Here is a 21129-nt window from a genome sequence, read left to right as displayed (position 1 = left end):
TTGTAACGCAATAAAAAGGGTGAAATATGATCTTAAAAATGTGTTAATTATCATATTAAGATATTTTAATTGACAAAAATCCATATTTTTGGAAAAATTATCATTATAAATGTCTTTTAATGAATAATGCTTTTGTTATTTATTGAGCTATTTTCTTTCCTTTCAACATGGCGCTGTCTTTGACCATGTCTGCAAAAGACTTCATTTATTTGAATTATTTTTTCATCCGTCTTCGCATGAGGTGAGGACGAAGTGATGCTGTTGGTCTGAGCAATGCTGTGTGGAAGAGTTGTTTAAATGTTGTCATTCAGCGCATTTAGAGATGAATTTATGTTCCTCACCAAACAGTTACTCGCATTCCGTCCAAATAAATTGGACTGGATTTTTGCGACGAAAACCTTTTTGGCAGGCATGCTTTCACTTTATGTCGCATTTTCATTAGATTTGGCTTATCCCATTTGGGCGATTGGAACGGTCTTCGTCATCGCAAACCCATATGCGGGTATGACCTCCTCAAAAAGTCTTTATCGGGTGTTGGGAACGTTGTTAGGGGCGATTGTTTCGATTGCAGTCACGCCAAACCTGATCAACACTCCTGAATTGTTCACATTATTTTTAGCCACATGGGTCGGGTTTTGTCTATATTTTTCATTGTTGGATCGGACGCCGCGTAGCTATATTTTTATGTTGGCGGGTTATACCACGGTCATTATTTGCTACAACATTGTCTATAACATTGAAACCACTTCCATGTTTGATATGGCGATTGGTCGCTGTATTGAAATCACGGTGGGAGTACTGTGTAGTGCAGTGGTGAATGCGGTACTGTTTCCCATGCATATTGGTCCCGTAGTCAAAACCCGTGTTTCACAGACTTTTCAAGATACCCGAGCGGTTTTTGATCAGATTCTGACAGATGATGTCAAGGCCATTAATTACAGCACTACGCTTAGTCATATCACGCGGGATATTGCCGATATTCATGTGATGGCCGTGCACTTGAGCTATGAAAAATCGACCTTGCAGGGCATGACCAAACCGCTCCAAGAAATGCTGCATCAACTCAGTATGTTGGTGACAAACTTGGTGGCCATGGCCGAGCGAATTCAGAAGTTAGATCACATTGACTCACGCTACCGTCCAGCTTTAGAAAAGGTGCACGCACAGATTGTAAAATTTTTACAAAGTGATCAGGTCATTTTAGAGCAGGACTTAAATCAGCTACCTGAGCAGTTTGAGTCGAGTTTTCAAGCCGTGTTTGATAGTGCCTTGCCACAGCAGCAAGTCATGTTGGCCAGTTTAAAAATGGATGTGCGTCATTTCACCCAAAATATACGTGCCATTAAATTGATTTGGCAGCGTATCCAACAGGGGGATGACAGCTTACCCGCAATCGTGACCCCAATTAGTACAAACTATCCCAATTTACATCGAGATCATGGCGTAGCCGTGCGTGGTGGCATTTCGGCTTTTATTGTGGTGCTTGTGGCGACTGGTTTTTGGATTATCAGTGGTTGGAAAGCGGGTTTTATGATGGCAGAGATGGCCGCTATTTGCGCCTGTATTCTGACCAGTATGGACAATCCTGTTCCTGCCTTAAAAATCTTTATCCGTGCCAGTGTGTATGCGGCGATTATTGTCTTTATTTATGCTTATGGCATCTTTCCGCACATCAGCGCTTTTTGGATGTTGGCTGTGGTGTTGGCTCCTTTTTGTATGTACTGTCTGATGCTGTTTTTACATCCACCACTCACGGGTTTAGCACTACCTTTGATAATGGGTGTGGTCATGGGCCTAAACCTGCAAAACCGTTATCACCTTGACCAAGTGATGTTTTTTGATGCATCGATTGGGACGGTGCTTGGTCCCATCATTTCTGTCTATGTGATTCACTTGGTGCGTGCGATGTCGCCGGACATTACCGCCAAGCGAATCCTGTCTTTACATTATAAAGCGATACGACAAGCGCTTTACTTGCCTTATGGGGTGGAATTTAGAGTGCATTTGCGCAGTATGTTGGATCGGATAGGCGTACTGAATACCAAGTTGGTACAGTCCGATCGCTTGAAGCAAAAAATCAATTTGGCTCTGATTGAATCCAGTGCGGTGATTGATTTAACTCGGGTGCAAGAACTGATTGAAAAAATGCCTATGCAGGCCTCTATCACGCTGCATCTACAAGAACTACAAAGCCAAATGGATGCTTATTTTCACGCTAAAGAATTAGACCATAGCGACCTACAGGTCAGACAACACATTTTGGACAAAATTCAGATCATTCAGGCCGAGCTTATACAGCTGCAAGACCTAAGCATTGCTCGGCGTTTGCAAGTTTCACTGAATAATATTCAAAGCAGTCTCTGTCATGCGACATGGGATGAAATGTCTCAAGTCTGTTTGCTGGGAGCATAACGATGGGTGAACTTAATATCTATGGTGTGTATGTGCCAGTTTTGGTCATTCAGGCGGTATTGGCCTACATCGTATTACGGTTACTCATGCGGGTGACCGATCCTTGGGTCGACAAAGGCTGGATTTTTTTACCCAGTATTTTTTATTTATGTCTCTACATTACTGTGCTTGGCGTAGTCCATTGGGGTTTTATCGTGAGCTTTGCCTAAGCGCACATCTGATTGAAATGAATGAGGTAAAAGAAATGGCATCCTTTGATTGGCGTAAACTGAGCCGTCCCATCACTTTAGTACTGATTGCGGGTATTGCGATCGCGGTGCTCGTGCATCTTTGGCATTATTATAATGCTGAACCGTGGACACGTGATGGGCGGGTTCGTGGTGATGTGATTCAAGTGTCTTCCGATGTTTCAGGCTTAGTCACTGAAGTTTTAGTGCACGATAATCAAAGCGTCAAACAAGGGCAGGTGCTGTTTAAAATTGATGTGGCACGTCAGGCACTTGATGTGGAACAAGCCAAATCAGACTTGGCTAAAGCCAAAGCCAGTTTGGCCGCCGCCGAAGCGGAGCTGTTTCAAAGCAAGGCCAATTTGACCAAATCACAAGCCAATAGTCACTTGGCCGATAAAAATGCACAACGCTATGCCAATTTGATGGATGGTGCTATTTCAAAGCAAGAACAAGATCAGATGTTTGCTGTACGAGATCAATCGCATGCCGAACATGAACAAATGCAAGCGGCGATTCAGCAGGCCAAAGCCAATATTGCGCAGCAACAGGCATTAATCGACGTAGCCACCAGTAATTTACATTTGGCTGAATTAAACTTGAACCGTTCCGAAGTCGTGGCACCCGCCGATGGCACACTGTCTAATTTTGAGATGAAAGCAGGGAATTATGTCAAAGTAGGGCAAGCGGTAGCAGCATTATTAGATCGCTCACAGCTTTATGTGGTCGGTTATTTTGAAGAAACCAAGTTAAATAAAATATATTTGGGTGCGCCCGCGACTGTACAGTTGATGGGGGACTCAAACATCTTAAAAGGACATGTGCAGGGGATTGCTTCAGGCATTGAAGATCGTGAACGAACTACAAGTACAGGTTTATTGGCCAATGTGAACCCAACCTTTAGTTGGGTGCGTTTAGCGCAGCGCGTTCCTGTGAAAATTGCACTGGATGATATTCCGAAAAATGAATTGGCATTTGTCGCGGGGCGAACCGTGACAGTACATATTACCCAGTCACAGCACTAAATTGACCTCTGTTCATTTCAAAAAAAAGCATCCAATGAGGATGCTTTTTTTTGAACGCTATTTGATGTGTTGAGATCCGACTCCAGTCATAAAAACCATGTCATCTGTTTTAAGAAAGGCTTACTTAAGGTGTCAGACCTTCAGGATTGCGATACCAACTTTCAATAAATAATGTTGCGGCAAGACTATCAGCAGAAACTTTTTTGCCTCGGCCTTGCGCATGGTAATGGCTCAGCTCATCACGGGCTGCACGAGTACTTAAGCGTTCATCCACCATCCATGTTTCAATATTGGTTTGATGGCGTAAACGACGTGCGAACTTACGTGCTCGAGCAGATAATTCGGACTCGCTATCATCCATATTGAGTGGTAGACCGACTAAAAATACATTGGGTTGATATTGTTTAATAATTTTATGCAGTTCATCCCAATTGGGGATGCCATCTTTCATTGGAAACAAAGCCAAAGGTGTTGCACTTTCAATCAGTGCTTGACCGACTGCCATGCCCATTTTTTGTGTACCAAAATCAAATGCCATAATCATTTGAGGTGTGTTTAAATCAGGCATGTCCAATCTCAGAAGACAACCAGGTTCGGTCCAGCCCGAGCTTTTTATAGGCTGCGTCCCAACGGTCGTCATAAGGAATATTAAAAATCAAATCCATATCAGCATCGCAGACTAGCCAATCACCACGAGACAGCTCATCTTCCAATTGGTTTTTGGTCCAACTGGTATAGCCCAAAGCAATTTGATAGCGACCCACACCTTCATTATGCGCAATCGCATCTAAAATATCTTTAGACGTGGTGATACAGATATTTTCGCCCACAGCAATCGAAGAGTGCCATGTCGGCTGGCCCGTATGTAAGACAAAGCCAGCTTCTGGACGCAAAGGCCCGCCTTGGAGAACATCGTGTGGTCGTACGTGATCGGCTTCAATTTCAAGATCATTGAGCAGTTCTTTGACTGAAAGTCCTGAAGGGCGGTTGATGATGATGCCTTGAGCACCTTCCTCATCGTGTCGGGCCAAATAAATCACGGTATGGGCAAAGACTTCATCTGCCATATCGGGTGGGGCAATGAGACATCGATGCGTCAGATATTGTTTGCTCACCTAAAGGCTTCTCCTTGAAATTAAAATGCTTCTAGTCAAATGTTGTTATCTACCACGTTACTAGACTAATGCACTTTCTCCAAATCTTTTTTTGTGATCCAGTCTACATAAATTAGGCAGATTGAAACTTCAACTGACGTAATTGCTTGGCATGTTGCAGCGTGGTGTCATTGATTTCAACGCCACCTGTCATGCGTGCGAGCTCATCGATACGCTCATCTTCTTCTAAGTTTAAAATGGTACTGCTGGCAGGGTCGGTCTGACGTTTTTTCACCAACAAGTGCTGGTCAGACTGTGCAGCAACTTGAGCTTGGTGGGTAATACACAGAATTTGCACATGCGAACCCAAGTCGGCCAAGAGACGACCGACAATTTCGGCTGTGCCACCACTAATGCCGACGTCAATTTCATCGAAGACTAAAACTTCAGCTTCGGTTTTTTCAGCATTCATCACTTGCATCACCAACGCGATACGTGACAACTCTCCCCCTGAGGCAACTTTGGCTAATGGTTGCGGTGGAATGCCTTTATTGGCGGTGAACAGTAATTGGATAAAACTTAGGCCTTCACTAGAAACCTGCTCCATTGGTTCAAACTTAAACTCAAAGTGCGCTTCAGGCAGAGCCAATTGTTTGACCTGTTCGGTTAAATGTTTTGCCAATGGTGCGGCTGCATCGCGACGAATTTGGTCAAGGTACTGGGCTTTATTTAACAGGTCCTGATGCGAGACTTCAACTTGCTCAGCTAGTGTTTCTGGATCTTCTAATAAATGGAGCTGTGCCAGTTCAGATTGCCATTGTTCATGCTCTTGTTTTAAGTGTTCTGGCTGCGTGCGGTACTTACGGGCAAAACGGTGGAACATCTCAAGTTGGGTGTTTAACTCTTCCATGCGTTCTGGGTCATAGCTTTGACGGTCAATAAACTGACGGAGATTGGCCGTGGCATCGTCAAGCTCACTTTGTGCATTCAGCAAAGAAGTATGAATCTCGGCCAACTGTTCACTACGTCCTGCATGTGACTCTAAGCGGCGAATAATACTGGAAATTTCTTGATTAATATTTTGTTCAGCATCATCTAAGGCCGTAACAGCATAGCTACAGTCCTGCATGATGTTTTCATGATGTGACAAGCGGTCGAACTCTTGTTCAATCTCTTTATAGTCGATTTGTACCACATCTTCGAGTTCTTCTAATTGTAAACTCAAAGTATCCATACGCTGTTTACGCGTGGCTTGAGCATCCAATGCTGCTTGGTGCTGACGAATGTCTTTTTGCCATGTGCTATAGGCTTCACGCACAGCTTGCGCTTCTGGGTAGAAGTTATGATAGAGGTCTAACCAGCGTCTTGGATAAGGCGGCTCTAATAGCTGTTGTTGACTGTGTTGACTATACAGCTGTACCAGCAAACGCCCGATTTCTTTCAATTCAGCTAAGCTGCTCGGACGACCATTAATCCATGCTTTGCTACGGCCAGTGGCAAAAATAACCCGTCTTAGATGAATTTCTCCTGACTCATCATCTAACTCATGTGCCTTTAACCATAAGGCTTCAGGACTGTGCTCTTGATAGCTGAAAATAGCCGTGACATCGGCTTTATCTGAACCGAAACGGACATAGTTGGTATCGGTACGTTCTCCCAGACAGGCGGACAGGGCATCTAGCAATAATGATTTGCCTGCACCTGTTTCCCCAGTCAGGACATTAAAACCTTGATCGATATCAAGTGCTAAGTGATCGGCTAAAGCAAAATTAATTAAAGTTAAATGTGTCAGCATAAACGCATCCGAGCTGCGAAAAGTTTTAGTTTAAGATAGTGAAGTTTTATTCAGCCGACAAGACGGCAACGCTATTCGTTTTGTGCAAAGTCGGCTTATTTTAGCGTGAATCTGAAAGTCGACCTAGCAGATTTTTTTAAATCCGACTGTTATAGCAAACACAGCACAAACAAGTGGGTATGCGGTGTATACAGAAAGAGCACGACTCAGCGAGCGGATCGCATCGGCAAAAAACACGCCAAAATAAGCTAGACAGTGAGGCAATTGTACGATGGTCGGACTTTAACAAAATATTGATTGAGGAGAATAAAACATCGATTGATTAGTTAATCGCACATCTTTAAACTAGCGAATCAATACGAATATAAATGCGCATTATCTGGAGTGTACGCATGTCAACTCAGTTCGACCATGTCTCTGTCATTAAAAAATCCAATGTTTATTTTGGCGGTTTATGCATCAGTCATACTGTGCAATTTGAAGATGGCACCAAAAAAACGTTAGGGGTTATTCTTCCGACAGAGCAAGCTTTGACGTTTGAAACACATGTAGCAGAGCGTATGGAAATTATTTCAGGAGAATGTCGTGTACAAATTGCTGACAGCGAAGAGAGCGAATTGTTCCGCGCAGGTCAGTCTTTTTATGTGCCTGGCAATAGTCGTTTTAAAATTGAAACTGACGAAGTGTTGGACTACGTGTGCCATCTAGAAGGTTAAGCTTTCACCTGATACTCGCCAAGTAATTTCGAGCGAAATCGGTTAAACTATCCGTTGCACAGCAATCCTGTAAAGTCAGCTTTACAGGATTTTTATTTTGGCACATCGTGTCGATGGTCATTTATCTTTTTAGAGGTCCTACATGGCTAAACCTGAATATTTCTATGGCGTTCATTCGGTGGAGTCATTGTTGGAACTTGAACCTGAGCGCGTACTGACGCTTTTTACCTTAAAAGGGCGCGACGACCAGCGTTTAAAGCGTGTACTTGAGTTGGCTGAACCGTTTGGTATTAGCGTACAACAAACCGGTCGTGATCGATTAGAAAAAATGGCTGGCTTGCCGTTCCACCAAGGAGTTGTGGCTGCGGTCCGTCCTAATCCAGTTTTCAATGAAAAAGATTTAGAAGCCTTACTGAAACAATCGCCAAATTGTTTATTGCTGGGTTTAGACCAAGTCACCGATCCGCATAACCTCGGCGCATGTATCCGTACCGCGGCTGCAATGGGCGTTGAGGCCGTGATTGTGCCTCGTGATCGTTCTGCAAGTTTGACCCCGACCGCGCGCAAAGTTGCGGCAGGTGGTGCGGAAAAAGTCAAATTTATCCAAGTGACCAATTTGGCTCGGACTTTAGCGCAAATTAAAGATGAGTTTAATGTGCGTGTGGTCGGTACCATGTTGGATGAAAAAGCCTTGCCGCTACAAGAGTTCGATTTTACTGGAACGGCTGTATGTGTGGTGATGGGCGCTGAAGACACTGGTCTGCGTCCAATTACCCAGTCTCAATGCGATCAAACGGTTTATATTCCGATGGCGGGCAATCTACAAAGTTTGAATGTCAGTGTAGCAACGGGTATGGCTTTGTATGAAGCATGCCGTCAACGTAATGTCTAAGTTTTTTTAATTCCTGATTCAATGTAAGCCCAATGATGACCCCTCAAAAACAAGGCTATGTCTTTATTGCCATCACCATGTGTATTTGGGGGGGATTTACCTTAACGGCGCGGCTCAGTGCCAATTGGGGCATTGGTGCGTGGGATATTACCGCCTTACGTTTTCTCTTGGCGTTTTGCATCTTAATGCCAATATTGATCTATAAAAAAGATACCGCCTTTTTGTGGAAGAAAGAGCCTTTTATTTTGGCGATGATTGGAGGGGTGTGCTACTGCATCACCGCTTATAGCGCTTTTCATTATGTGCCTGCGGCACATGCTGCAATCTTTCTCAATGGCTGTATTCCGCTTTGCACGGCTGTCGCAGCTTATCTTTTATTTCGACAACCATTTGATCGGCATACTTGGCTCAGCCTTAGTATTATGTTGCTGGCACTGGCGGCTATGAGTGGGCTGATGTATCAAGAAACAGGTATCGCCTTTAGTTTAGGTGATGGCTTGTTTTTCCTCAGTGCCGTGCTTTGGGGAACATTTACCGTTTTATTGAGACAATGGAAGCTGTCGGCATGGCACTCGATGGCAGGTGTTGCGATTTGGGCTGCGATTGTTTTTGTGCCAATTTATGTTTTATTCCTCCCCAAAACCCTAGCGCATGTGCAACCTGTGCAATTGATTGCTCAGGTGGTATTTCATGGCGTGTTTGTGGTCATCGTGGCGACCCTCACTTATGTGGAAGCCATTAAGCGTTTGGGGGCATTTAAAACAGGCAGTATTGTGACGTTGGCGCCTTTTATTGCTGCGATTATTGCGGTTCCTTTGCTCAATGAGCCTTTGAGTGTTGCGATTTTATGTGGTCTTGTGGGAATGGGGATCGGGGCCTTACAACCGTGGCGTTGGATACGGCAGGACAGTCTGAAAGCCCAACTTGAACAACAAAAAAAGCAGTCATAGTCGACTGCATTTTTTAGACTTCTGAATGGGCTAGATATTTTAAATGCAACGGTCTGAGTTGTGCGTATAAGTGTTCTAGGTGTCCATCATTTACCACGATATCATCGGCTAATGCTTGTTTTTGTTCACGGGACATTTGCGTTTTAATGATGGTTTGAATTTGCTCAATGGTTTGATGGTCGCGCTGTGAAGCGCGGAGAATCTGGATATCAATTGAAGCATCGATCAGAAGCGTATGTTGCGTCAGTTCATGCTGATTGGTTTCAAAAAGTAGCGGTGAAACCAAAATCGCATAAGGGCTGGTTGCAGCTTGTAATTGTTGCTTGATGGACTGACGAATTGCAGGGTGGGTGATCTTTTCCAATTGCTTACGGGCAGACGGGTCCTGAAAAATGTGTTCACGTAAAGCGCGTCGATTCAGTTCGCCATTGTCCATTAAGGCCCACTCGCCGAAGCTGCTTCGAATTTGCTGAAGTGCAGGCTGACCTACAGCAACAATCTCTCTAGCCACCACGTCAGCATCAACCACTTGAATGCCTTGTTGTTCAAACCAGTGGCTTGCGGCAGATTTTCCACTGCCAATCCCGCCTGTCAGACCTAAAATAAATGACATATTATTTTAATTGCCTAAATATATTTTCATAATTTGCTCACCCCACAAAAAGGCAATCCATCCTGCGATGGCAATATATGGGCCAAAAGCAAAAGGCTGATTTTCTTTACGCACTTTGAGCAGAATGATGCCGATAATGGCACCTACGAAAGAGGACAGTAGCACAATCAGCGGCAGCAGCAAAGGGCCCATCCATGCGCCTAAAGCAGCAAGTAACTTAAAGTCGCCATAACCCATACCTTCCTTGCCTGTGATGAGCTTAAACAGATAGTAAACAATCCATAAGCATAAAAAGCCAATGATATAGCCCCAAATAGCCATCGTTGGTGTGGTGTAAATCGCATAACTATTGACCCCTAAGCCTAGACCTGCAAGGGTGAGGGTATAGCGATCAGGTAAAAGTTGAGTGTCAAAATCAATAAAAGTTAAGGCGATTAAAATGTAAGTGAGTACGAGACCGAACAGCATTTGGACTGTTGGACCAAATACTGCAACCACGACCAATGCACAAATGGCGGTCAGGAGTTCAATCGCAGGGTAGCGAATACTGATCGGGTTATGGCAAGTGCCACACTTTCCTCGTAGCAGTAACCAACTAATCACAGGGACATTTTGATACCAGCGTATGGCACTTTTACATTTGGGGCAGGTCGAGGCAGGCTTGCTCAACGAGAGTTTCGTTTCATCAATAATAGGCTGTTCAGGATGAAGCAGAAGTTGGCAGTCGGTGCTCCATTCTTGTTCCATCATTTTTGGAGTGCGATAGATCACTACATTCAGGAAACTACCAATGCACAAACTAAAAACTCCAACGGCGAAATACAGCGCCATTGGAGTATTGATCAGATAGGAAATTATTTCTTGCATTAAACCACAGAACCCATTTGGAAGATTGGTAGATACATGGCAATTACTAGGCCACCTACAAGTACACCCAAGACTGCCATGATGAGAGGCTCCATCATTGCCGTTAATCCATCTACCGCATTATCGACTTCGTTTTCATAGTGAGTTGCAACTTTATCCAGCATGGCATCGAGAGCACCAGATTCTTCACCAATCGCTACCATTTGTACTGCCATTGATGGAAATTTATTGGTGGCACGCATCGCGAATTGAAGTTGTTGCCCTGTTGCGACATCTTCACGGATCTTCATCACAGCTTCTTCATAGACTACGTTATTGGTTGCACCCGCGGTAGATTCGAGGGCATCAATTAAGGGTACACCTGCCGCAAAAGTTGTAGAGAGGGTGCGGCTATAGCGCGCGATAATTGCTTTATAGACTAAATCACCAAAAATCGGGGCTTTCAGTGCAGCTTTATCCAACATGTCACGAAACTTTTTACTACGCTTTTTGGTTTCGAGTAAAGCTGTAATCACAACACCAACGACAATAATCAAAATGAACCAGTATTTCTGCATCCATTCAGACATATTTACCACCATTTGGGTGAATGCAGGTAAGTCTGCACCAAAGGAGCTGAATAAATCTTGGAACACTGGGACAACTTTGACCATCAAAATAATAGTCACGATCACCGCAACCACAACGACGGTTGCTGGGTATTTCATGGCTTTTTTAATTTTTTGTTTCAGTAATTCACTTTTTTCTTTATAGACCGCTACACGATCCAGCATGGTCTCAAGCGCACCTGATTGTTCGCCTGATTCAACCAATGAACAGAATAAGTTGTCGAAATATTGCGGATATTTTTTGAGTGCTCCAGCAAAGGTATTACCGCCTTCAACTTCACCTTTAATGCCGAGGACAACTTCACGCATAGATGGGTTTTCTAGGCCTTCAGCCACAATTTCAAAACCTTGAACCAGCGGTACACCCGCTTTCATCATGGTTGCGAGCTGTCGGGTGAAAATTGTGATGTCCAGTGTCGTGACGTTTTTTTTGATTTTCCCTTCAAGAATATTCTTTTTCTTTTCTCGAATACTCTTGATGGTAATCCCTTGTTTGCGCAAAGTAACTTTGGCGAGGGCGAGATTACGTGCAGGCAATTCCCCTTTAATTTTTGCCCCTTTACGATCAATCCCTTCATAATTGAAGGTTGGCATCATCTGTGCTTTTTTGACAGCCATGCATTTATCCTTATTCTTTCAATATTTTAACTATTCGCTGGTTACACGATTCACTTCTTGTAAGGAAGTGACCCCCTGCATAACCTTGAGTAAACCTGAACGACGTAAATTGTTAAATCCTAATTTTGCAGATGCTTCAGCAATCTGTAAGGCATTGCCATCTTCCATAATAATTTTTGAAATTTCTGGCGTGACTTTCATGACTTCATAAATACCAACACGTCCTTTATAACCTTCACGGCACTCAGCACACCCCACAGGTTGATAAACTTTGAAGTCTGGATCTTTGATATCTGTGGAGGTAAAGCCCATTTCGAGCAAGCTCTGTTCAGGAATATCGACAGCGGCTTTGCATTGACTACATAAACGGCGCGCTAAGCGTTGTGCAATTACCAAATTGACCGATGTCGCAATGTTAAAAGATGGAACCCCCATATTGCGTAAGCGGGTCAGGGTTTCAGGTGCACTATTGGTGTGGAGTGTCGACATGACCATGTGACCTGTTTGCGCGGCTTTAATCGCGATTTCAGCCGTTTCAAGGTCACGAATCTCACCCACCATTACAATATCAGGATCCTGACGTAAGAAGGACTTCAGCGCAGCAGAGAAGGTGAGGCCGACTTTATTGTTCACATTGACCTGATTAATGCCTTCTAAGTTAATTTCAACAGGGTCTTCCGCAGTTGAGATATTGGTGTCTTCTTTATTTAGAATATTCAAACCTGTATACAGCGATACCGTTTTACCTGAACCTGTCGGGCCAGTAATTAACAACATGCCTTGCGGTTTGTCTAAAGCCTGCATAAACAGGTCTTTTTGATTTGGTTCATAACCTAAAGCATCAATCCCCAGCATAGCACTGGATGGATCGAGAATACGTAGAACCAGCTTTTCGCCAAACAAGGTTGGAAGTGAGTTGACACGGAAGTCGATGGCTTTGCTTTTCGACAGCTTTAATTTAATTCGGCCATCTTGCGGGACGCGCTTTTCAGAGATGTCCATTTGTGACATAACTTTTAAACGTGAGGCAAGACGAGTCGCCAGTTGTAGTGGAGGACTGGCAATATGACGCAGAACCCCATCTACTCGATAACGGACACGGTAAGATTTTTCATAAGGTTCAAAGTGCAAGTCTGATGCGCCCATACGAATCGCATCGATCAGTAATTTATTGATGTATTTGACGATCGGAGCTTCATCCCCTTGAGGCGAGTCATCTTCTTCGTCATTGGAGTTCTGATGGTCTTGCTCTAAGTCTAAATCAATATCTTCATCAGAAAATTCAAAGCTATCGGCTTGCGCGAAATTTTGTTCGATTAGTTTTTCAAGCTGAGGATGTTCAACAATAATCGCTTCAATGTTCATTTTAGAATTGAAACGAATCGCGTCCATTGCATCCATGTTGGTTGGATTGCTGGTGGCTATATAGAGTATATTGCCACGACGGTAAATCGGCAACACACGATGCTTGGTGATGAGTTTGTCTTCGACCAGATCTCGTAGAATTTGTACCGAATCATAGACACTTAAGTCAAAAACAGGCTCTCCAAACTCCAAAGAAATCGTCTCAGCGATCATTTGTGGGGAGAGTTTATAATTTTCAATTAGATAAGGAACGATGTCTTGCTGAGCCTTTTTTGCAGAGAGCATTGCCTGCTGCATATTTTCAGCAGTCACGCGTCCGTCTTCGACTAAGCGTCGAATGAAGCCTGTGAACTTAGGCAAACCATTTGATACTGACATTCCCCAGATCCTTAACTTCTCAATTGTTTATAATTGGTATCGTAAAATTATACTTTTGTTGCACAAAAATACCATATCTGAAAGTGTTGTCACCACCTTAATATCGATTAAAAGCATGAACTGGTCGTGATAGCAGGCGATTTTTTTACAAAAAGATGTCTTTATTTTCATTCGTATTATTTTGATTGCCGAAGAAATTCTAGAAGAAAACTATCTTTGAAAAATAAATACCGTGTAGAATGAGGCCGTTTTAATGAACTGTTTTGAATAGGGTGCTGTATGTCGGGTTCGACGATTAAGCCATGGGTTGTCGGCAATTGGAAGATGAACCCAATGCAGGCAGATGCCAAGCAATTACTTCAAGAATTTAAACAGCTCTTGCAAGAGAATGAAATAGCAGAAGAAAAATGTAATATTGGACTTGCGCCTGTGACGCTAGCTTTGACTTCAATGCAGGCTGAATTGGCGAATGCTGCACGTTCAGTTTTTACTGTAGCGCAGGATGTATCGCGTTTTGGTAACATGGGTGCATATACGGGTGAGGTGAGTGCAGAGCTGCTCAAAGATAGTCAAATTGAATATGTTTTAATTGGTCATTCAGAACGTCGTGAATATTTTGCTGAAAGCGCAGCAATTTTAAATGCGAAAGCTCAAAATGCCTTAAATGCGGGTTTAAAAGTCATTTACTGTGTCGGTGAAAGCCTAGAACAGCGCGAATCTGGTCAGGCAGAAGTAGTCGTTTTACAACAAATTTGCGACTTGGCCAGTGTGGTAACGGCAGAGCAGTGGCCTCATATTGTGATTGCCTACGAGCCAATTTGGGCCATTGGTACAGGAAAAACTGCTTCACCAGAAGATGCGCAAACCATGCATGCTAAAATCCGTGAAGGCCTCACGCAAATTACCAGTCATGGCGCGAACATGGCCATTTTATATGGTGGTAGTGTAAAAGCTGAAAATGCAGTAGAGTTAGCGGCCTGTCCAGATATCAATGGTGCACTCGTCGGTGGGGCATCTTTAAATGCAACGTCGTTTTATAAAATTGTCGAAGCATTTGCAAATACAAAATAATTAGGAGTTCAGCATGCAAACTTTTGTGCTGGTAGTACATATTATCTTAGCTGTGTTGATGATCGTGCTGATTTTGGTCCAGCATGGTAAAGGTGCAGATGCTGGTGCTTCGTTTGGTGGTGGCGGTGCTGCAACTGTATTTGGTGCATCAGGTTCAGGTAATTTCTTGACCCGATTGACTGCGGTTTTGACGGCCTTGTTTTTTATCACCAGTTTGTCACTTGCTGTGTTTGCCAAAAAGCAAACCACAGATGCCTATAGCTTAAAGTCAGTGCAAACGACAAGTTCTGCACCTGCACAATCGACTGAAACTTCGCCAGCTGCACCTAAAACAAGCGAATAATTGGAATTAGTCCTTTCTTTTTTGTGACGATGCTACTAGAATGCGTCACAGCTGCGGTGGTGGTGGAATTGGTAGACACGCTACCTTGAGGTGGTAGTGCTTTCGGGCGTGGGGGTTCAAGTCCCCCCTTCCGCACCAACTTATGAATCCAGAAGATTAAGTTGGTGTATGCAGCAAATTCTGTTGATGCGGGATGGAGCAGTCTGGTAGCTCGTCGGGCTCATAACCCGAAGGTCGTTGGTTCAAATCCAGCTCCCGCTACCAATCAATCTTATTTTAGAAGCAAACTAAAGTGAGTAGCTTAAGTGATTAAGTTAAGAATATTTTTGCGTTTTGTTGCGGGATGGAGCAGTCTGGTAGCTCGTCGGGCTCATAACCCGAAGGTCGTTGGTTCAAATCCAGCTCCCGCTACCAATCTTATTTTAGATGCAGACTAAAATAAGCAGTTTAAGTCATTAGGCTGAAAAAATTGCATTTTGTTGCGGGATGGAGCAGTCTGGTAGCTCGTCGGGCTCATAACCCGAAGGTCGTTGGTTCAAATCCAGCTCCCGCTACCAATTTGATTTAGGTGCAACTAAATCAGAGCAAGTACGAAGTATTTAGATTGAAAAATAGTTCATATTTGTATATAATTTTTGCACGTTGATGCGGGATGGAGCAGTCTGGTAGCTCGTCGGGCTCATAACCCGAAGGTCGTTGGTTCAAATCCAGCTCCCGCTACCAAGTTTCTAAAAAGAGGCTCACAACAAGGTGGGCCTTTTTGCACAGTGGATATTAATTTTCTGTGCAATAATTGGGGCGATTACGCCCTTTTTTATTGGCTATCGTGTAGTGTCGATGTGAGCCGGATACGGTGAAAGTCAAAGTGTCATGTTCCACTACTACTATAGTTTGTATTGGCTTGTAGTGGTCTGTTTCGGCCATTGAATCGCACAAAAATGACGAGAGTAAATGAAGCTATCAAATAAAACTCAAGCACTCCAAGACTTAATTGCTCCTGCAGTGCAAGCCTGTGGTGTTGATCTTTGGGGGATTGAATTCCTTCCTCAAGGAAAACGTTCTTTATTGCGCATTTATATCGACAAAGCTGTCGACGAAAATGCAGAACCCATCATCAATGAAGATGGTGAAGAAGAGCAGGGCCGTGGCATCGGCGTACAAGACTGTGTACGCGTGACCCAGCAAGTCGGCGCAATGATGGATGTCCATGATCCAATTTCAGGTGAATATGCACTTGAAGTGTCATCTCCGGGTTGGGATCGTCCATTTTTCCAACTTGAACAATTACCTGCATATATTGGTCAACAGATCGCTTTCCGTTTGATCAGTGCAGTCGATAACCGTCGTAAATTCCAAGCTAAATTGGTTGCTGTAGATCTTGAAGCTGAAATGATTCAAGTCGAAGTGGAAAAGCAACAGGTGCTTGAAATCGATAGTAATAATATTGATAAAGCCAATTTGGTCTATCAAGATTAATTCATTTAATAAATAAGAATCTGAACGAATAGGTGGCTTATGGCACGTGAAATTCTTACCGTAGTTGAAACGGTTAGTAATGAAAAAGGTGTACCTCGTGAAGCGATTTTCGAAGCCTTAGAACAAGCGCTTGTTGCTGCGACTAAAAAGAAATTTTACGAAGGAACAAACTCCGAAGAAGCTCAGCTTCGTGTAGAGATTGATCGTAAAACGGGCGAATACAGCACTTTCCGCCAATGGGAAGTGGTTGCGGATGAAGATCATGAAATGCCAGCATGTCAAGATGCGATTTCAGATGTTGATCCTGCACAATGGTCGATTGGTGATATTCGTGAGCTTGAAGTGCCTTCAATTGACTTTGGTCGTATTGCGGCGCAAATTGCAAAACAAGTCATTGTTCAAAAGATTCGCGAAGCTGAACGTGCGCTGATTGCAGATGCCTACGAGTCTAAAGTGGGTGAGTTGATCTACGGTGAAGTGAAAAAGCAAACCAAAGATGGCTTTATCATTGACCTTGGCGATAACGCAGAAGCGTATCTTGCACGTGAAGAAATGATTGCAAAAGAAATTTTGCGTCCGAAGCAACGTGTAAATGCGATTTTGTTTAATGTGAACCGTGAAGGTCGTGGTGCACAATTACAATTGTCACGTGCCAAGCCTGAAATGCTCATCGCTTTGATGAAGAAAGAAATTCCTGAAATTTCTGAAGAAATCATTGAGATTAAAGCGGCAGCGCGTCAACCTGGTGTTCGTGCTAAAATTGCTGTGAAAACCAATGATCATCGTATTGATCCAGTGGGTGCATGTATTGGTATGCGTGGTACACGTATCCAAGCAGTTCAGCAAGAATTGAACGGTGAGCGTATTGATGTTGTTGTATGGTCTGATGATCCTGCGCAGTACATTGCAAGTGCTTTAGAGCCGGCAGATGTATCGGGTATTGTGATTGATGAAGAAGAACGTACAGCGGACATTATTTTCGCAACTAGCGATCAATTAGCGCGTGCGATTGGTTCACAAGGTCAAAACGTACGTTTAGCCTCTGAACTTACAGGCTACAAACTCAACATGATGCTTGAAGATGAGTATCATGCTCGTCAGCAAAATGAAGCACAACAATACTTAGACCTATTTGTATCGCGTCTAGATATTGAAGAAGATTTGGCAATGGCATTGGTTGAAATGGGCTTTACTTCTTTAGAAGAGATTGCTTATGTTCCAGCTGAAACATTTGACGAAATCGAGCTAGATGCTGAAGTTGTTGAATTACTTCAAAGTCGTGCCAAAGAAGTTGCATTGGCTGATGCATTACTGCAGCAAGAAAACATCCAAGATCCAAGCGCGGAACTCGTTGCAATGGAAGGGATGACGCAAGAGATTGCTTATGCACTTGCAGCACGTGGTGTCATCACAATTGATGACTTGGCTGACCAAGCGACTGACGATATTGCTGATATTGAAGGTCTGGGTACAGAGAAAGCGGGTCAACTTATTATGAAAGCGCGCGAATCATGGTTTAACTAGGAGATCTACATGACGGATAAGACGATACAAGAGTTAGCTCTCAGTGTGAACCGCCCTGTTGAGAAGCTCCTAGAGCAGGTTCGTGATGCTGGTTTACCACAGCGTAAATCGGACGATATAATCTCTACTGAACAACAAGATGCCCTCGTGCACCATTTGAAGAAAATTCATGGTCAAGACGATGGTCAGGCAGGAAAAATCACGTTGAAACGTAAAACGACCAGTACCGCTAAAGTAGCGAGTACCTCAGGTAAGGCAAAAACGATTAATGTAGAAGTTCGCAAGAAACATACATTTACCAAGCCAGATCCAGAACAAATTAAAGCGGAAGCTTTGGCAAAAGCGCAAGCTGAGCAACAGGCTCGTGCGAACGTTCAAGCTATGGTTGAACCAAAAGCTGAAACTCCAGTAGTAAATAAAGCGGCTGCAAACTTTGAAGCGATGCGTGCTGCTGCAAAGCAAGAAACGACGAAGCAAGAAGTAGCAAAAGCTGCGGTAGTTGTGAAGCGTAAATCAAACAATAAGCCTGTGGTTAAAGCACAAGTTAAAGTTGTTGAAACACCTGAACAGAAAAAAGCACGTGAAGCTCAAGCCGCTCAATTAAAAGCGACTGAAGAAGCAGCACGTCGTAAGGCAGCTGAAGAAGCGCAGCAACGTACACTTGAACAAATGCGTCAAATGGCATCTAAGTATTCAAACGAAGATGCAACTGCGACCATTCGTGTAGTGGATGATTCTCCACTTGCTGCGGGTCTAGTTGGCCAAGCATATGAAGACTCATTTGCGAAAGAAGACCGCGAAATCAAACGTGGTACCAATACGCCAGCTACACGCGCACCGAAGAAAGGTGGTCGTCGTGGTGAAGAGCAATCTTTCCGTGATAACTCGCATAAACGTGGTTTGAAAACAAGCTCTGCAAACAAGCATGGCTTTGAAAAACCGGTTAAAAAGCAAGTTTATGATGTTGAAATTGGTTCAACCATTGTGGTTGCTGACTTGGCTGCGAAAATGGCAGTTAAAGTACGTGAAGTAATTAAGTCACTCATGAAAATGGGTGAGCTTGTTACTCAGAACCAAGCGATTGACCAAGAAATTGCAGCATTAATCGTAGAAGAAATGGGCCATAACCCAGTTCTTGTATCGGATACGCAAGCTGAAGATAACTTACTTGAAGCAGCAGAAGAAGCACGTGGCGCTCAAACGACTCGTCCTCCTGTTGTGACCATCATGGGCCACGTTGACCATGGTAAGACATCGTTACTTGATCGCATTCGTCGTTCAAAAGTGGCAGCTGGTGAAGCGGGTGGTATCACTCAGCACATCGGTGCGTACCATGTTACGACTGATAAAGGCATTATCACATTCTTAGATACTCCGGGACACGCAGCATTTACTGCAATGCGTTCACGTGGTGCGAAATCGACAGACATCGTGGTATTGGTTGTTGCAGCGGATGATGGTGTAATGCCACAAACAGCTGAAGCGATTGATCACGCACGTGCTGCAGGTACGCCGATTATTGTTGCAATCAACAAGATGGATAAAGAATCTGCTGATCCAGATCGCGTATTGAATGAATTGACTGTCAAAGAAATCGTGCCTGAACAATGGGGCGGTGATGTTCCTGTTGCAATGGTTTCAGCACATACAGGTCAAGGTATTGATGAGCTTCTAGATATTATTTCAATCCAAGCTGAATTACTTGAACTGAAAGCATCTGAAGAAGGTGCTGCTCAAGGTGTCGTGATTGAAGCACGTGTAGACAACAGCCGTGGTGCGGTAACGTCTATTCTTGTTCAAAACGGTACATTGAAAGTAGGTGACCTTGTTCTTGCAGGTGCATCTTACGGTCGCGTACGTGCGATGACAGATGAAAACGGTAAACGTATTCAATCTGCTGGTCCTTCAATTCCGGTTGAAATTCTAGGTCTACCTGAAGCGCCAATGGCAGGTGATGAAGTTCTTGTTGTAAATGACGAGAAAAAAGCACGTGAAGTTGCCGATGCGCGTATGGATCGTGAACGTCAAAAACGTCTTGAGCGTCAAAGTGCAATGCGTCTTGAAAATATCATGGCGTCTATGGGCAAGAAAGATGTGCCTATCGTCAATGTGGTATTGAAAACTGATGTACGTGGTACATTGGAAGCATTACACGTTGCTCTTGCTGACCTTGCAACAGACGAAGTTAAAGTTCGTGTTATTGGCTCAGGTGTTGGTGCGATCACCGAATCTGACGTGACACTAGCTGAATCTTCTGAAGCGGTACTTCTTGGCTTTAACGTACGTGCGGATAATGCAGCTCGTCAAAAAGCGGATGCTGACGGTATCGATATTCGTTACTACTCAATCATCTATCAATTGATTGATGATGTGAAAGCAGCGATGAGCGGTAAGCTTGCACCTGAACACCGTGAAACAATTTTGGGTGTGGCTGAAGTACGTGAAGTGTTCCACTCAAGTAAGTTTGGTGCAGCAGCAGGCTGTATGGTACTTGAGGGTATGTTACACCGTAATAAACCAATTCGTGTCCTTCGTGATGACGTGGTGGTGTTCCAAGGTGAGCTTGAGTCACTTCGTCGCTATAAAGAAGTGGTTGAAGAAGTTCGCGCAGGTATGGAATGTGGTCTTGCGGTTAAAGGTTATAAAGACATCAAAGAAAAAGACAAGATCGAAGTCTATGATGTTCAATTGATCAAACGGAGTCTTTAATGGCGGGTAGTCAACGTCTTAAGCGCATGGCGGATACAGTACAACGTGAGTTGTCTGAACTGATTCGTCAAGAGTTGAAAGATCCACGCTTAGGTGGTCTCGTGACCATCTCTGCGGTGAAGGTTAGTCCAGACTTAGGTTATGCTGAAGTATATGTGACTGTGATGGGCCGTGAGCTTGGCGATGAGCAAAGTGAAGCAGCCAATAAAGAAACGCTAGATGTGCTGAACAAAGCATCTGGTTTCTTGCGTCACGAACTCGGCCGTCGTATTAAGACACGTATTACACCGCGTTTGCGTTTCCATTACGATAAAACCAATGCATATGGTAACTATATGTTTGGCCTGATTGCTGAAGCAGTAAAGGATTTACCCGCTGACGAAGCAAACAAAGATGATGAATAATTCAGTCTAACTGAATCAAAAAGCCACCTTCGGGTGGCTTTT

The 21129-nt window shown here is 43.8% G+C and carries 19 protein-coding genes and 5 tRNA genes; 17 read left to right on the top strand and 7 right to left on the bottom strand.

What is annotated here, in order from left to right; all coding sequences use genetic code 11:
* The first annotated feature begins 330 nt into the window (after positions 1-330).
* Genes WH214_RS01430 through WH214_RS01420 form a run of 3 tightly spaced genes read left to right on the top strand, consistent with a single transcriptional unit; the run spans position 331 to position 3664 of the window.
* Positions 331-2412 (top strand): FUSC family protein, encoded by a 2082-nt coding sequence (locus tag WH214_RS01430; RefSeq protein ID WP_339422956.1) that lies wholly within the window; start codon positions 331-333, stop codon positions 2410-2412.
* Between the two features lie 2 nt (positions 2413-2414).
* The gene (locus tag WH214_RS01425) at positions 2415-2621 is read left to right on the top strand and encodes a DUF1656 domain-containing protein (protein ID WP_004692723.1); all 207 of its coding nucleotides are present in this window, start codon (positions 2415-2417) and stop codon (positions 2619-2621) included.
* Positions 2622-2656: 35 nt separating this feature from the next.
* Positions 2657-3664, top strand: a complete 1008-nt coding sequence (locus tag WH214_RS01420) for an HlyD family secretion protein (RefSeq protein WP_339421804.1) — start codon at positions 2657-2659, stop codon at positions 3662-3664.
* 124 nt (positions 3665-3788) lie between these two features.
* On the opposite strand, the gene ruvX is transcribed toward WH214_RS01420, so the two are convergent.
* The 3 genes from ruvX to recN form a co-directional block, all read right to left on the bottom strand.
* The gene (gene ruvX / locus WH214_RS01415; protein ID WP_004978741.1) at positions 3789-4232 is read right to left on the bottom strand and encodes a Holliday junction resolvase RuvX; all 444 of its coding nucleotides are present in this window, start codon (positions 4230-4232) and stop codon (positions 3789-3791) included.
* On the bottom strand, positions 4225-4779 hold the full coding sequence (locus WH214_RS01410; protein WP_004692720.1) for a YqgE/AlgH family protein: 555 nt from the start codon (positions 4777-4779) through the stop codon (positions 4225-4227). The genes ruvX and WH214_RS01410 overlap by 8 nt, the downstream gene beginning before the upstream one ends.
* A gap of 112 nt (positions 4780-4891) precedes the next feature.
* Positions 4892-6553: a DNA repair protein RecN gene (gene recN / locus WH214_RS01405; RefSeq protein WP_339421803.1), complete on the bottom strand. Its 1662-nt coding sequence runs from the start codon at positions 6551-6553 to the stop codon at positions 4892-4894.
* Between the two features lie 392 nt (positions 6554-6945).
* Here recN and ppnP point away from each other — a divergent pair, with 392 nt between their 5' ends.
* From ppnP to WH214_RS01390, 3 genes are all read left to right on the top strand, one after another.
* Positions 6946-7269, top strand: a complete 324-nt coding sequence (gene ppnP / locus WH214_RS01400; RefSeq protein WP_004692718.1) for a pyrimidine/purine nucleoside phosphorylase — start codon at positions 6946-6948, stop codon at positions 7267-7269.
* Positions 7270-7411: 142 nt separating this feature from the next.
* Positions 7412-8161 carry a 23S rRNA (guanosine(2251)-2'-O)-methyltransferase RlmB gene (gene rlmB, locus WH214_RS01395; RefSeq protein WP_004978746.1) on the top strand — a complete coding sequence of 250 codons (750 nt, stop codon included), beginning with the start codon at positions 7412-7414 and terminating at the stop codon, positions 8159-8161.
* A gap of 32 nt (positions 8162-8193) precedes the next feature.
* Positions 8194-9111, top strand: a complete 918-nt coding sequence (locus WH214_RS01390; RefSeq protein WP_339421802.1) for a DMT family transporter — start codon at positions 8194-8196, stop codon at positions 9109-9111.
* A 13-nt stretch (positions 9112-9124) separates the two neighbouring features.
* On the opposite strand, the gene coaE is transcribed toward WH214_RS01390, so the two are convergent.
* The 4 genes from coaE to pilB are packed head-to-tail and all read right to left on the bottom strand — an operon-like array spanning position 9125 to position 13560.
* The gene (coaE, locus tag WH214_RS01385; RefSeq protein ID WP_259234669.1) at positions 9125-9724 is read right to left on the bottom strand and encodes a dephospho-CoA kinase; all 600 of its coding nucleotides are present in this window, start codon (positions 9722-9724) and stop codon (positions 9125-9127) included.
* Between the two features lie 6 nt (positions 9725-9730).
* Positions 9731-10591, bottom strand: a complete 861-nt coding sequence (locus WH214_RS01380) for a prepilin peptidase (RefSeq protein WP_339421801.1) — start codon at positions 10589-10591, stop codon at positions 9731-9733.
* Positions 10591-11817 (bottom strand): type II secretion system F family protein, encoded by a 1227-nt coding sequence (locus WH214_RS01375; RefSeq protein WP_339992723.1) that lies wholly within the window; start codon positions 11815-11817, stop codon positions 10591-10593. Before WH214_RS01375 ends, WH214_RS01380 begins: the two co-directional genes overlap by 1 nt.
* A gap of 30 nt (positions 11818-11847) precedes the next feature.
* Entirely contained in the window at positions 11848-13560 is a 1713-nt protein-coding gene (pilB, locus tag WH214_RS01370; RefSeq protein WP_234965190.1) for a type IV-A pilus assembly ATPase PilB, read from the bottom strand.
* Positions 13561-13839: 279 nt separating this feature from the next.
* On the opposite strand from pilB, the gene tpiA reads away from it, so the two are divergent.
* From tpiA to WH214_RS01315, 11 genes are all read left to right on the top strand, one after another.
* Positions 13840-14631, top strand: a complete 792-nt coding sequence (tpiA, locus tag WH214_RS01365) for a triose-phosphate isomerase (RefSeq protein WP_339421800.1) — start codon at positions 13840-13842, stop codon at positions 14629-14631.
* A 13-nt stretch (positions 14632-14644) separates the two neighbouring features.
* On the top strand, positions 14645-14974 hold the full coding sequence (gene secG / locus WH214_RS01360; protein ID WP_004692710.1) for a preprotein translocase subunit SecG: 330 nt from the start codon (positions 14645-14647) through the stop codon (positions 14972-14974).
* Between the two features lie 53 nt (positions 14975-15027).
* Positions 15028-15112: transfer RNA gene (locus tag WH214_RS01355), tRNA-Leu, on the top strand.
* A gap of 49 nt (positions 15113-15161) precedes the next feature.
* Positions 15162-15238 (top strand) — tRNA-Met (locus WH214_RS01350).
* Between the two features lie 73 nt (positions 15239-15311).
* A tRNA-Met gene (locus WH214_RS01345) sits at positions 15312-15388 on the top strand.
* Between the two features lie 66 nt (positions 15389-15454).
* Positions 15455-15531: transfer RNA gene (locus WH214_RS01340), tRNA-Met, on the top strand.
* 89 nt (positions 15532-15620) lie between these two features.
* Positions 15621-15697: transfer RNA gene (locus WH214_RS01335), tRNA-Met, on the top strand.
* Between the two features lie 228 nt (positions 15698-15925).
* On the top strand, positions 15926-16450 hold the full coding sequence (gene rimP, locus WH214_RS01330) for a ribosome maturation factor RimP (protein ID WP_004692708.1): 525 nt from the start codon (positions 15926-15928) through the stop codon (positions 16448-16450).
* Between the two features lie 39 nt (positions 16451-16489).
* Positions 16490-17974, top strand: a complete 1485-nt coding sequence (nusA, locus tag WH214_RS01325; protein WP_339421799.1) for a transcription termination factor NusA — start codon at positions 16490-16492, stop codon at positions 17972-17974.
* A gap of 9 nt (positions 17975-17983) precedes the next feature.
* The gene (gene infB, locus WH214_RS01320) at positions 17984-20683 is read left to right on the top strand and encodes a translation initiation factor IF-2 (RefSeq protein WP_010325772.1); all 2700 of its coding nucleotides are present in this window, start codon (positions 17984-17986) and stop codon (positions 20681-20683) included.
* Positions 20683-21087, top strand: a complete 405-nt coding sequence (locus WH214_RS01315; RefSeq protein WP_004978763.1) for a ribosome-binding factor A — start codon at positions 20683-20685, stop codon at positions 21085-21087. Before infB ends, WH214_RS01315 begins: the two co-directional genes overlap by 1 nt.
* The last annotated feature ends 42 nt before the right edge of the window (positions 21088-21129 follow it).

The organism is Acinetobacter sp. MYb191 (assembly GCF_037572605.1).
GTDB classification, from domain to species: Bacteria; Pseudomonadota; Gammaproteobacteria; order Pseudomonadales; family Moraxellaceae; genus Acinetobacter; species Acinetobacter johnsonii.
Note: the sequence above shows the minus strand (reverse complement) of the source record. Positions and strands in the feature narration are given on the sequence as shown.

Bases quoted from the DNA above. Each gene is read 5' to 3' on its own strand.
- WH214_RS01390 (WP_339421802.1), top strand. From the start codon at position 8,194: ATGATGACCCCTCAAAAACAAGGCTATGTCTTTATTGCCATCACCATG.
- WH214_RS01315 (WP_004978763.1), top strand. From the start codon at position 20,683: ATGGCGGGTAGTCAACGTCTTAAGCGCATGGCGGATACAGTACAACGT.
- coaE (WP_259234669.1), bottom strand. From the start codon at position 9,724: ATGTCATTTATTTTAGGTCTGACAGGCGGGATTGGCAGTGGAAAATCT.
- recN (WP_339421803.1), bottom strand. From the start codon at position 6,553: ATGCTGACACATTTAACTTTAATTAATTTTGCTTTAGCCGATCACTTA.
- nusA (WP_339421799.1), top strand. From the start codon at position 16,490: ATGGCACGTGAAATTCTTACCGTAGTTGAAACGGTTAGTAATGAAAAA.
- rimP (WP_004692708.1), top strand. From the start codon at position 15,926: ATGAAGCTATCAAATAAAACTCAAGCACTCCAAGACTTAATTGCTCCT.
- WH214_RS01380 (WP_339421801.1), bottom strand. From the start codon at position 10,591: ATGCAAGAAATAATTTCCTATCTGATCAATACTCCAATGGCGCTGTAT.
- WH214_RS01375 (WP_339992723.1), bottom strand. From the start codon at position 11,817: ATGGCTGTCAAAAAAGCACAGATGATGCCAACCTTCAATTATGAAGGG.
- infB (WP_010325772.1), top strand. From the start codon at position 17,984: ATGACGGATAAGACGATACAAGAGTTAGCTCTCAGTGTGAACCGCCCT.
- ruvX (WP_004978741.1), bottom strand. From the start codon at position 4,232: ATGCCTGATTTAAACACACCTCAAATGATTATGGCATTTGATTTTGGT.
- tpiA (WP_339421800.1), top strand. From the start codon at position 13,840: ATGTCGGGTTCGACGATTAAGCCATGGGTTGTCGGCAATTGGAAGATG.
- WH214_RS01420 (WP_339421804.1), top strand. From the start codon at position 2,657: ATGGCATCCTTTGATTGGCGTAAACTGAGCCGTCCCATCACTTTAGTA.
- rlmB (WP_004978746.1), top strand. From the start codon at position 7,412: ATGGCTAAACCTGAATATTTCTATGGCGTTCATTCGGTGGAGTCATTG.
- WH214_RS01425 (WP_004692723.1), top strand. From the start codon at position 2,415: ATGGGTGAACTTAATATCTATGGTGTGTATGTGCCAGTTTTGGTCATT.
- secG (WP_004692710.1), top strand. From the start codon at position 14,645: ATGCAAACTTTTGTGCTGGTAGTACATATTATCTTAGCTGTGTTGATG.
- WH214_RS01430 (WP_339422956.1), top strand. From the start codon at position 331: ATGTTCCTCACCAAACAGTTACTCGCATTCCGTCCAAATAAATTGGAC.
- pilB (WP_234965190.1), bottom strand. From the start codon at position 13,560: ATGTCAGTATCAAATGGTTTGCCTAAGTTCACAGGCTTCATTCGACGC.
- ppnP (WP_004692718.1), top strand. From the start codon at position 6,946: ATGTCAACTCAGTTCGACCATGTCTCTGTCATTAAAAAATCCAATGTT.